Source organism: Calothrix sp. NIES-2100 (assembly GCF_963875285.1).
In the GTDB taxonomy this organism is placed as follows: domain Bacteria; phylum Cyanobacteriota; class Cyanobacteriia; order Cyanobacteriales; family Nostocaceae; genus Aulosira.
On sequence record NZ_CAWNLA010000001.1, the window covers coordinates 5936869 to 5949401 of the forward strand.

Sequence of the window (12533 nt, forward strand, 5' to 3'; positions counted from 1 at the left end):
GATACTAAGTTATTGGCAAGAGTTAAACACCTACCCTGGACGGGTGCGGGGATTAAATAGATTTATGGTGTAGGTAGCTGTCTCCTAGATAGTATTGACCAATAACATTGCCGATATTCGCAGCATGAAGCGCGAAATCCGAACTTCGGCTCATAATACATAATAGCCCGAAGTTCTCCGGCATCCAGGAGATTTTATCCAGGCTCTACCGACGAACCCCAGTTAAAAGCCCTGGAATCGTGTTGATTCGCACGGCTAGAAGCTGACAGTTGTCACACATCCCACAAAGTTTGATGAACTTAGCCAAATGGCAACAAACATTAGTGAGACTGACACATATATTTTTGCTATCCTACACATCAATTTTAGGTGAAGGATGACAAATCTGGCGATCGCTCTAGACTTGCATATCTGCAATATTCGTTTTATAACTATCGAGCAATAATTAAGTTTTGCTGCATAAATCTTTAAATTTGCTGCACAAACACTTAATTTATCCCTGATAAGAAGTTATAGTTGACACAGTTCATAACCACTACTTAGAAAATTAGGGAAAAGTCGGGTAATGAAATACGAAAATGCGGTTTTGGATGACAAAGAACTTCAAAAAGCTTTAATACAAATCAATCCTAAATTTGGTGACTTTGTAACTAGGGTTGCAGGTGAAGCTTGGGGCTTGCCGCTAATTGACCAAAAAACCAAGGCTCTGATCACGATCGCCATTGACGTAGTGAATCAAGACCAAGTAGGCCCAGGTAACCCGTTTGGAGCGCATGTCAATATGGCTCTCCAGCAGGGAGCAACTCGCGAGGAAATTGAAGAATTATTATTGTTCCTCTGTGTTTACGCAGGCTTCAATAAAGTGGCTGGTTGCTTTGGGACGCTCAACGAAATCCTGAAGTAAAACATATTGGAGATTTTCCGAAATCAGTAAATACCGAAATGTAGCCCAAGAAAGTACCTAAGACATGGATATATAGAGAGATTCAAAAGTCATCCTCTTGATCTCACCTATATAGACATTGATCCTTAATATATTGAGGGCGATTAATTTGCACTACTGCGGACAGATTGCTCGTTTTTGCTTGTGGACTAGGTAGCAGCGACGCTTCCAAGAGGAAGCAAGAAGAAAACCGCAGCAATTAGAACGCATTTTTGGATGGTCAGGACTAGAGAGATCCCGCACAACAAAGATTGCGCCTGATGACTTAGCTGATAAAGTATCCAGACTTTGAACAGCAAATGTAAAGTCACAAGGTAGAACTGTTAAAAATCACTCACTTGCGGCCTGAGAAATTAAGGATCACAGGAGAAATGTTTATCTCTTGATATTCAAGATGGCTAATAGCTATTGTGAGAATTTGGTTTTACAGACTCATTTTTGCCTCACCGTCTACAAAGCCTGAGGTAATGCCATCAAAAACCTTAATTTTCCCTAAACCTAAAGTTAAGCTTTCTTTTTTACCCAAAGTGACATAACTAGAGACTGAGATCAAGAGAGAACAACCATAATGAGGACAAAGGACAGCAAGCATGGTTTCAACCATCAATAAGGCGGTAAAGGTTGACTATTCAGCACGGGATCAGAAAGGAAAAGTAGCCTTCTACGTCCTCCTGTGGAAACGACAAGGAATTTCCTTAGAGATTTTTGATGACTACTGGAGAGACGTACATGGTCCGGTTTGTGCCAGACTACCTGGTCAGTATCAATATTGGCAGTTTCATGTGGCTCATAATGAAGGAGGTTTGTGGCCAGAAATTCCCGGTTTAGATTACAAATGGGACATTGACGATAACTTTGATGGTATTGCAGAATTAACCTTTGAAAGTGAAGCAGACCGTCAGACATGGTTTAAAGCGTCAGCCATTCTCATGGATGACGAACACAACCTGTTTCGCAAAGCTATAGGCTACAATAGCAGCCCCGGCAATTCCATAACTTATATAGACCGTATCCCCACAGGCGATCCCAACGGTGAAGTCGGAGCTATCAAATTCCACGTTCTGATCAAAAAAGCGGATGGCGTGAGTACAGAAGCTTTTCGCCGCTATCTAACTGACACTTTTGCGCCCAAAGTCAGCAATAGCGATGCTGTACTCAAATTGCGCTTGCATTTATTTGAAGAAGTCGATAATTCCCGACCAGATGCAGCGGGGGTAAGTCATTACGAACCACCAGCAAAGCAATATCAAGCCGCTTATGAAATCGCTTTTGCAAATCATTTGGAAAGGGAAAAGTTTTTTGCTTCTGGCGATTATGCTGCCGCAGTGCAAGATGCAGCTAAATATATCAAACAAATCCAACCATTCCCCGAAAGATCAGCTTATACCTTTGTATATAACAGTCAGATGACTTTAGCTGGTCAACGCAGTTCTTCAGTCGCCCAACTGATCACAGATATCGGCGCAGTTAATCAACTTCAGGAGGATATAACATCTATCATGGTCAACTACAATCTTTACAGCACCCAAACCAACGGTTACACTTCTGCTCAAGCAACTCAGACCCAGCAAAAACCCGCGAAGAAGCGCACCAATTATTATCAAGGATTGTCAGCTGACTATTCTCGTCCTGGACTTGTTACCCCCTACGTAGCTAAAAAGCTAATTGAGGATGCAGAAAGAATTGTGGCAATGAAAGAACCAAGATTGCCAGAAATCAATTCTTATTACACCTTGGAACAAATTGAACGCGAAAACAGAGATTGGTGGCCGACTCATTGTGAAGCATTGAGACAAGGAAGAGGCGATATCTTAACTGGAGAATATCGCGACGATCTAGTTTATTTTTGTCAAGATGGTCCATACCAAGGCTTAGAACAACAAAAAGAAAGAGAAAAACATTGGTGGGCATTAATTGCTCAACCAGGCGTTACCATGTGCTGGCCCATCGTTATGTTTTATGGTGAACATACATACTTTGAATGGAAGTGTGTAGATGATGAAACCAACGAAACTCTGGCCAAAGGTAATGTCACATGGGTAAGACGTGGTCACCGTGGTGCCTGCTATTTGAAAACAGAACAGCTGACCTTCTACCGCGATGTTTTTGCTCCTAATGAACTCCTGACCTTGATCACCACCGCTTAAAATGAAACAGGAAAGAGCATATAAAAATGCCGTCCTAGATGACCTTGAACTTCAAGAGAGTTTAAAACAAATCAATCCCAAGTTTGGTGACTTTGTCACTCGGGTAGCAGGTGAAGCCTGGGGTTTGCCACTAATTGACCAAAAAACTAAGGCTCTGATTACCATCGCTGTTGATGTTGTCAATCAGGATCATAGAGGTCCTGGCAACCCTTTCGCGGCCCATATAGATATGGCTCTCAAGCAGGGAGCCACCCGCGAGGAAATTGAAGAGCTGCTGCTGTTCCTATGCGTTTATGCGGGCTTTAATAAAGTCGCGGCTTGTTTCGGCACCCTGAACCAGATTTTTGACAATTTAAATAGCATACCAAGGACAGCAGCAATGCTTTCAGCAACCAAAGAATCAAACCAAGCTGATTATGCAGCACGGGATCACAAAGGAAAAGTTGCCTTCTACGTCCTCCTCTGGAAACGAGACGCTATTTCCCTACAGCTTTTTGATAATTACTGGAAAGATGTTCATGGTCCAGTCTGTGCCAGACTACCTGGTCAATATCAATACTGGCAGTTTCATGTAGCTCATAACCAAGGGGGCTTGTGGCCAGAAATTCCCGGTTTAGATTATAGCTGGGACATTGACGATAACTTTGATGGTATTGCAGAATTAACCTTTGAAAGTGAAGCAGACCGTCAGACATGGTTTAAAGCGTCAGCCATTCTCATGGATGACGAACACAACCTGTTTCGTAAAGCCATAGGCTACAATAGCAGCCCCGGCAATTCTATAACTTATATAGACCGTATCCCCGCAGGCGATCCCAACGGTGAAGTCGGAGCTATCAAATTCCACGTTCTGATCAAAAAAGCGGATGGCGTGAGTACAGAAGCTTTTCGCCGCTATCTAACTGACACTTTTGCGCCCAAAGTCAGCAATAGCGATGCTGTACTCAAATTGCGCTTGCATTTATTTGAAGAAGTCGATAATTCCCGACCAGATGCAGCGGGGGTAAGTCATTACGAACCACCAGCAAAGCAATATCAAGCCGCTTATGAAATTGCTTTCTTGAATCCGTTGGCTAGGGAAAAGTTTTTTGCCTCTGGCGATTATGCCGCAGCAGTGCAAGATGCAGCTAAATATATCAAACAAATCCAACCATTTTCCGAAAGGTCGGCTTATACCTTTGTATATAACAGTCAGATGACTCTCGCCGGTCAGAGAAGTGCTAAGGTTGCCGATTTGATTACAAAAATCGGAGCTGCTAATCAAATCCAGAATTCTATAGTTTCACTGATGATTAATGGTCAGACTGATTACACAAACGGCAAAGTTTTGACTCAAAATGGTCAAACTGCTCTGCAAAACAACCAGCAAATTACTAGTTCTGGATTGGGACATTTGTTGCAAGGTGTGCAGCACGTTGGTGTGACAATTCATGACATGGCTAAATCCCTCGAGTTTTATACAGAAGTATTAGGAGGGAAAATAGTTGTTGGTGAAAGCGAGTTAGTTGGTGATGTCATCCAAAATACTCTTTTTCAAAAAGAAGAACTGGATGCACTGGCTCAGGGAATTGACCTAGAGAAAGCTGATATTCCCCATTTGAGAAGTGGCAAACAAGACGCTTTAGATGTCAAATTTATTTCTTTTGGCAATACTGTAGTTGAACTAATTTATGTGAGAGAAGCAGGCAAAGCTAATGCTCCATATAGTTCAATGAAAAGTCTTCCTTCTCATATTGGTCATGTCAATGCAATGCATATTTCTTTCAACGTCAAAGAAGGCGTTGACTTAAATGAATTCGCCAAAAGGTTGGAAGAAGAATGTCACAGAAGAGGCATGACAAATGTGGTTTGTAACCGCATTATTAATGTCAAATCTGAAGCCGAAAGAAGAGCAGTTGCTCTCAGGTACAATTCTTTCAAATTTTGGAATGAGCCAGAGGCTATAGCAGCGGGAGAACCGGAAGTAGACTGGAGCAAAGACCCAATGGAAGGCTGGTCTTTGTTTTATTGCAAAGGGCCTAATGGGGAACAATTGGAATTTAACCAAGTTACCCGCAAGGTCAAAACTCGCTTCCAAGAAGCAATGGAGGAATATAATCAAGCCAACCTCAACTCCTTCATTTTTCCAGATGGGAAAGTTACCAATAACATCCTAGGAGCAAGCGGTTTTACCCAAGGTACAAATGGTCAAAAATCAGGTAATACAGGGCTACATTTTACATTTAGTATTCCTGTAAATGCTGCTTGGGAAAATGTTTGGGATGTAGTCAAAGACAAGATTGAAAATACATCACGCTATAATCCTGAAGCTCAAGCCCCGAAGATTTTGGAGAGATACCACGATGGTATGCTGCGCCAAATGAATGCCCTGGGAATGGTGGTCAAAGAAAGAATCACTATTGACGAAAAAATAGGCTCAATCACACATAATTTAGTAGATAATCCGCTGTTCAAGGGCAAAATAGTTAACACAGTTGTCCGACCAAAAGAGCCTAATGCCCCTCTAACTATTAGCTACGTGCTGAACTGGGAACCTGTAAATGAAGAAGGTCGAAACATGGTTCCAAAAGTTGAAGAAAAACTTCTCAACGCAGTTAAGCAAGCTGTACTCAGCGCCAAAGACGTTGCGGAACAGCGAGAAACACAAAACAACAAAGTAGAAGCGACAAACGGGAGAAACTCAATGCAAAGTAAATTTCCTGGAAGTAATACAGACTTAGTGAAGCGCTTATTTTCCAGAGGCGAAGCATTTGATTCAGCAGGTTTCGTTACTTTCTTTACAGACACACCAGTGTACCAATTTGGTAACTTCGATGTGGCTTTAGATAAAGAATCTATCCGCAAATCAGCAGATGCCTTCTTTAGTAAAATCGACGCTGTTTACCACGAAATTAAAATGATCTGGGAAATCGGCGATGTAGTATTCGTCGAAATGGATGTGCTTTATTGGCGTAAAGATGGCTCGATGATTTCGCTTCCTTGTTGTGATATTTTCCGCGTCGAGGGCGATAAGTTTAGTGAACTGCGGATCTTTATGGATGTTAATCCTGTCTTCGATCCCAAGATTTCTGTTCCCAAATCAGCTTCCATACTCACAGTCAGCCAAGGAAAGCAAATAATACCTCCTGGGACTATGAGAAAGCATTTTGCTGAACATCCCGAAGCTCAGGAAAGAATCAAGCAAGGTTACGCTCCAAAATGGTCTCTTGCTGGTCCAAAATGGCCGATCGCCCCAGTTGACAAAATCGCCCTCTGTATAGACATGGAAACAGCTGGGGGATCATTTGATTGGGAGAAATTCCAGACTTACTTTGTAGACGATGTGGTGTTCAGAGTTGGTGCGTCCGAAGAAGGTCGGGGTTGGCGAGTAATTGCTGACTATCTAACTTGGTTCTACTCGATAGCTGAACCCCAATTACCTTTTGATTTCCGAGGTACATGGGATTTACCAGGAGTAGTAATCATCGAAATGGATGCTAAATACGTTCGTCGTGTTGATGGTAAGCCAATTTCCTTCCCCTGTACCGACATTCTCAAATTTGATGAAAACAACAAAATTTATGAATGGCGGGTATATCCAGACCAATCAGAACTGTGGATGGAGTCCCTAAAAAGACAAGCTATATAGCTTTTAAAAGTTGGGGAGGGAGAAAAATTAGCTGCGAAATGAAAGAAAAATTTCACTCCAATCCCCAATTTTTCATCGATGTACTTCAGATAAACTCTCAGTATTTTTTGGGCAGAACAGGAGAAAAAAATGACTACAGCTGTCAAGATTGATAAAATAGCGCTAGTAATGGACATGGAGCAAGCCGGAGGAGAGTTTAATTGGGATTACTTTAAAACTTTCTTCACGGATGATGTTCTATTTAAAGTAGGTTCTTCCCAAGAAGGTAGAGGATGGCAAGCGATCGCTAACTATTTAAAATGGTTGTATTCCATAGCTGAACCCCAGTTACCCTTCACCTTCCGGGGTACATGGGATCTACCAGGAGTAGTGATCATCCAAATGGAAGCTAAATATGTGCGACGGAGCGATCGCAAGCCTGTGACATTCCCTTGCACAGATATCTTAAAATTTGATGACAACAACAAGGTTCGGGAATGGCGAGTCTACCCAGACCAATCAGAACTTTGGATCGATGAAAAAATCCCCAAAAAGCATAGTCCCAGAACATATCGCTAAATTGGGAAGTAAATGTTGCCGATAAGACTTAGGCACTGATAATTAACAAAAATACCCAATTTATTGGGTGCGTTAGGAAATCAGACAACAGACCTCACCCACCCAACCTCCCTCTCCTTCTAGGAGAGTCTGGAGTAAGAGAAAATTAGCTTTTTGCTCCCCTCTCCTGGTAGGAAAAGGGCTGGGGGTGAGGTCTTTTCTCTATAATGTTGAGCTTAATATTGCTTGATATAACTCACGCAAAGATGCAAAGATTGATGGAATTATATTAAGCTCATTGTTACAGAGAATTGGTAATCTATGTACAAATAAATTATCATCTGGATAAGGGCGATCGCAGAAAGATATGACATCTACAGGCTCAACATTAGAAAGGTTTCCAGGTGTCCGAGCAGCAATTGTCAGGAAGATTTTAGCTGCTAGCGATGAGATGAATATCGAAAAATCTCTCGAGCTATGTACTGATGATGTGGCATACAAGTTTGGTAATTTTCCTGTAGTATTCGGTAAACAGGGAATCAAACAATCCTCCGCTAGTTTTTTACAAAATTTCCAATCCATCAAACACAACATTATAAGTATGTTGGAGATTGGGGAAACCATTGTGGTTGAACTAGAAGTGAGTTATGTCCGCCGTCAAGACCAGAAAATGTTTACCCTTCCCTGCTGTAATATATTCTTGATGCAGGGAGATTTGGTGAAAGAAATGCGGATTTACATGGATATATCCCCAGTATTTGCTTGAGAACAAAGGTGGGAAATTTTTATCTGCATAAATTGATAAAAATGTCGCGACCATAACATCAATAATTTTAGTCAGGAGTCTAAGATGGCAGCTGAATCAAAAGGAAAAATCGGTGTACTGATTGAAGAACATTTTGATGCCACTGAATTTCGTCGCTTCAATGAGTATTTCCCGGAACAAGGCTACGAAGTTGAGTACATTTCTCATCTGTGGGGCAATAAAGAACTGCACTTCGGGTCTAATCCGGAAAATGACCAAATAGAATTTCATGTCACTGTGACCACAGAAGTTAACGATATTGACCCAGCTGATTATAAAGGCATAATTTGCATTGGAGCCTATGCAATGGATCGGCTGAGATATCAAGTAAATGTCAAGAAAGGTCAAAAAAATCAAGCTCCAGCAGTTGCTTTTCTGCGGAAAGCAATGGCAACAGATAATGTGAAATTAGGGACAATTTGCCATAGTTTGTGGCTTTTCTGTGCCGATCCAGATTTAATTAAAGATCGCAAAGTTACCTGTGCCCATAACATTATTTGTGATGTAGAAAACGCCGGAGCCGACGTTGTTTATGAAAACGATATGACTGTTGATTTAGTCATAGATGGCAATCTGATTACAGGTAAGCATCCAGGAATTGTAGACCAATTCATGGAAGAGTTTGTTAAAGAAATTGAGAAAACTAGCTCTCGGAATCCAGAATTGGCTCAAGCCTAGAAGGATGAAGTATGAAGTATGTAATTACATGATTCATTAAGCGATGGGACACTCCAGAAAGGGAAAACTTGAAGCTTCGACTACGCTCAGCTTCAATCCTGAGCGTAGTCGTTGGCGCAGCCGACGCACCAGAAGGGTTGATTTCTTTGCTCACACTTGCGCCTTGCTCAGTGATCACGACAGCTTGTAAGAATTCTCACTTCATCCTTCATCCTTTATCCTTTCTTCAGTCCATCTACTCCTGAGAAATTATTTGCTCTCGGCTCCTGCTCAATAAATCTAGGGCAACTGTAACCACACAAGCAATAGCAACCAGTGTAGTTAAAAATATAGGAGATAAATTTATCCCGGCAATAGCTAGGACTAAAACAAATCCCGCTGCTCCTAGACGATAAGTGCTTAAAATTCTACCTTTGCGGTATTTCTCCAAAATACAAGTTGTTAAGTTAATCAAAGCTAAAACCAGCAAGCAAAGCGTAACAGCACCACAAAGTAGCCAACGGTCTTTTTCTGGGAGGACATTCTTTGTACTGGTGAAAATCACATGCTCAACGCCTACCCCTGTAGCCGCCAAACCAATAGCTAGAAGGAGGTGAGAATAAACCCAAGTGATAAAGATAGTTATTTTACCTGCCTTCATCGTCTCTAATGGCGAACCATCGATGCTATCGAAGTAAAGCCACCAGAAGCTAAAAGCAATGCTCATCCCCATTAAGGCGGTGATGATCGATGAGACATTCCACTCCTTTTCAACTACACCTTTAACGACAGCGGCGACAGACTCACCTAAAACTATCATGGTAAAAAGTCCAAGTCGCTCTGGCATGTGAGAGATATCTGGGGTAATCTGAGTAGCTAAATGACCAGTTCCTAAGGGAGTGATCAAGTCTATAAATAGCCCCAGCGCCCACAGAGCAAAACGCCAAGGAACTGGAACAAATAGGGATAATAACCAACAACCAGCACCAAGACCAAAACCCCAAATATAGCGATTGAGTAAAGGACGGGCTACAGGAACATGATATCTGGCAATGAGAAATTGAACAATGAGAATACTGCGAGCACCGATATAAGCAATTGCAAAACCAACAGAAGATTTACCCAGACCATGATGCACATTTATTGCTAAAGCAGCAATCATCATCATTTGCACAAGGGTTAATAAGCGATCGCCTAAATCGTCAGTATCAAACAAATTAGCGTAAAAAGTAGCACCTAGCCAACAAGACCAAATGGGGATAAAAAGAGCAACATAGCCGAGAACACCTAGTAAAGAAACATCTTTACTGAGATTGTGAGCCAATTCGGCGATCGCTACCACAAATATCAAATCGTAAAAAAGCTCTAGCCAGGTAGCACGTCTTTCTTCGCCACTATCTTCGCCAATACGTAATCTTGGCGGTTGCCATAATTTTTTGTTCATCAGAACGGTAATATCAACTACTCATGGAACACTATTTTACGAGGTTCGTTTCACATCTGGGTTGCATAATTTATCCAAATTCTGACTGATAGATTATGTAGATTTCTGCAAATACGCCGCTTTCAGCACTTTTACGAGACTCTCTAAGGTTTTTGCTACACAAGCTACCAAAAAGCAGTTAGAATGTCTCTTGTTCTGGGCCAAAACAGTTTCTGGAATTCATCTTGATATTGTCAGCGTCGAGACAGCTACAGTGCTAAAAGCAAGAGAAACAGCGATGCTTGCCGATAGTAGTGCGGGATATTTATAAATTCAAGCACTATTACAAACAATTACTCCGACGCTTCAATTAGTAACAAATCTGCGAAATTAAATTAAATAGGTTACATAAGTCAAGGTTTAGATTTCGCAACAATACAAGAGTTACACAAAAGTAGGAAAAAACAAGCGCCAACGACACGGAGGACGCAAAAGCATCAGAGTTTCACAGGATACTGGCGTAAGTCCAACAATATCTATCCTTTTATTTCTGTACAACAAAGATGAACAAACTAAACTTCTCGATCTCAGACACGATTACTGGTTACGTCACCGACTTTAACTCCAGCGATAAATCCTTTGGCATTAAAACCTCCGATGAGCGCGAATACAGAGCATACCTCACCCCTACTGTTTATGCCAGAATCGCGCAAAACCTGGAAGAGCCTTATCGAGATTGCACTGGTCAAATCGAACAACTGCTAGTACCTGGTCAGCACGTATTTGCCTACGGTATTTTTTATCCCCAGGGAGATGGACACAAATTTGATGTCAAGTCCTTAGTCTTCCCTAACGATAAACCAGGTGTTTATCGCCACGAAGAACCAGACTGGTGGATCAAGCAGATCCGTTCGATTGCTGATAGTTACCTCAAATGGCAGTTCAACTATCCCGATCGCGAAATAGATTACCACGAGTACCGCACTTACCTACACTTAGCCGGTGGTAAAAAGCGCGACGACTTTTTACAAGAAACTGATACCATTTCTCGTCTCGTCTATGGCTTCGCTTCAGCGTTTTTGTTAACAGGTGAAGACCGCTTCCTCGAAGCAGCAGAAAGAGGAACAGAATACCTGCGCGAACACATGCGCTTCTACGATCCTGATGAAAACCTCATCTATTGGTATCATGGGGTTAAAGTCACAGGTCGTCGGGAACAAAAGCTACTCACCTCCGAGTTTAGTGACGACTACGACGCTATCCCCGCCTACGAACAGATTTACGCCTTAGCAGGTCCAATTCAAACCTACCGGATTACAGGCGATCCCCGCATTCTCAAAGATGCAGAAATGACCGTCGATCTGTTCGATAAATTCTTCCTTGATAAAGAAGGCGGCGGCTATTTTTCCCACATTGACCCCTATACCCTCGATCCGCGTGCTGAGTCTCTAGGTCGGAACCGCGCCCGCAAAAACTGGAACTCTGTAGGTGACCATGCACCCGCCTACCTCATCAATTTGTGGTTAGCAACAGGCGAGAAAAAATACGCCGACTTCCTAGAATATACCTTTGACACGATCGCCAAATATTTCCCAGACTACGACAACAGCCCCTTTGTCCAAGAGAAATTCTTTGAAGACTGGAGCAAAGACCAAGAATGGGGTTGGCAACAAAACCGCGCCGTTGTTGGTCACAACTTGAAAATTGCTTGGAACTTGATGCGGATGAATTCCCTCAAGCCTAAAGACGAATATGTACAACTAGCTGAAAAAATCGCTCACCTGATGCCCAAAGTTGGTAGCGACCAACAAAGAGGCGGCTGGTACGACGTAGTTGAACGTGTTGTGGCTGAAGGTGAAGAACAGCATAGCTTTGTTTGGCACGATCGCAAAGCTTGGTGGCAACAAGAACAAGCCATTCTCGCCTATTTTATCCTCCACGGTATTTTGAATAAGCCAGAATACAAACGTCAAGCCAATGAAGCAGCAGCGTTCTACAATGCTTTCTTCTTGGATCATGATGACGGTGCGGTTTACTTCAACGTTTTAGCTAATGGCTTGCCTTACCTGTTGGGTAACGAACGCTTCAAAGGCTCTCACTCTATGAGTGCCTACCACTCAACAGAACTTTGTTATTTATCAGTAGTCTACACCAACTTACTGATTACCAAGCAACCACTAGATCTATACTTTAAACCCCAACCAGGTGCATTCAAGGACAACATCCTGCGGGTGCAGCCAGATATTCTGCCTCCTGGTAGCATTAAGATTGGTCAAGTCTGGATCGACGACCAACCATACACCGATTTTGACTCTAATGGCTTAACGGTGAAACTACCAGACACCAAAGCTCAAGTCAAAGTCAAAGTTCAAATTGTCCCTACCGCCTAGTTT

At 42.3% G+C, this 12533-nt stretch carries 9 protein-coding genes; 7 read left to right on the forward strand and 2 right to left on the reverse strand.

Going from position 1 to position 12533, the window contains the following annotated elements; all coding sequences use genetic code 11:
* Positions 1-565: 565 nt before the first annotated feature.
* Positions 566-904 (forward strand): carboxymuconolactone decarboxylase family protein, encoded by a 339-nt coding sequence (locus AACU32_RS24060; protein WP_096603731.1) that lies wholly within the window; start codon positions 566-568, stop codon positions 902-904.
* A gap of 463 nt (positions 905-1367) precedes the next feature.
* Here the strand turns inward: AACU32_RS24060 and AACU32_RS24065 are convergent, their stop codons facing one another.
* The gene (locus tag AACU32_RS24065) at positions 1368-1535 is read right to left on the reverse strand and encodes a hypothetical protein (RefSeq protein ID WP_339378223.1); all 168 of its coding nucleotides are present in this window, start codon (positions 1533-1535) and stop codon (positions 1368-1370) included.
* On the opposite strand from AACU32_RS24065, the gene AACU32_RS24070 reads away from it, so the two are divergent.
* From AACU32_RS24070 to AACU32_RS24090, 5 genes are all read left to right on the forward strand, one after another.
* Entirely contained in the window at positions 1534-3090 is a 1557-nt protein-coding gene (locus AACU32_RS24070) for an EthD domain-containing protein (RefSeq protein ID WP_096603733.1), read from the forward strand. The genes AACU32_RS24065 and AACU32_RS24070 overlap by 2 nt on opposite strands.
* Position 3091: 1 nt before the next feature.
* On the forward strand, positions 3092-6718 hold the full coding sequence (locus AACU32_RS24075; RefSeq protein ID WP_339378224.1) for a nuclear transport factor 2 family protein: 3627 nt from the start codon (positions 3092-3094) through the stop codon (positions 6716-6718).
* Positions 6719-6847: 129 nt separating this feature from the next.
* Positions 6848-7276 carry a nuclear transport factor 2 family protein gene (locus tag AACU32_RS24080; protein ID WP_096603734.1) on the forward strand — a complete coding sequence of 143 codons (429 nt, stop codon included), beginning with the start codon at positions 6848-6850 and terminating at the stop codon, positions 7274-7276.
* A gap of 346 nt (positions 7277-7622) precedes the next feature.
* Positions 7623-8021, forward strand: a complete 399-nt coding sequence (locus AACU32_RS24085; RefSeq protein ID WP_096603735.1) for a nuclear transport factor 2 family protein — start codon at positions 7623-7625, stop codon at positions 8019-8021.
* 84 nt (positions 8022-8105) lie between these two features.
* Positions 8106-8738 carry a DJ-1/PfpI family protein gene (locus AACU32_RS24090; RefSeq protein ID WP_096603736.1) on the forward strand — a complete coding sequence of 211 codons (633 nt, stop codon included), beginning with the start codon at positions 8106-8108 and terminating at the stop codon, positions 8736-8738.
* 235 nt (positions 8739-8973) lie between these two features.
* On the opposite strand, the gene AACU32_RS24095 is transcribed toward AACU32_RS24090, so the two are convergent.
* Positions 8974-10161 (reverse strand): low temperature requirement protein A, encoded by a 1188-nt coding sequence (locus AACU32_RS24095; RefSeq protein WP_096603737.1) that lies wholly within the window; start codon positions 10159-10161, stop codon positions 8974-8976.
* Between the two features lie 542 nt (positions 10162-10703).
* Here AACU32_RS24095 and AACU32_RS24100 point away from each other — a divergent pair.
* The gene (locus tag AACU32_RS24100) at positions 10704-12530 is read left to right on the forward strand and encodes an AGE family epimerase/isomerase (RefSeq protein ID WP_096603738.1); all 1827 of its coding nucleotides are present in this window, start codon (positions 10704-10706) and stop codon (positions 12528-12530) included.
* Positions 12531-12533 lie beyond the last annotated feature (3 nt).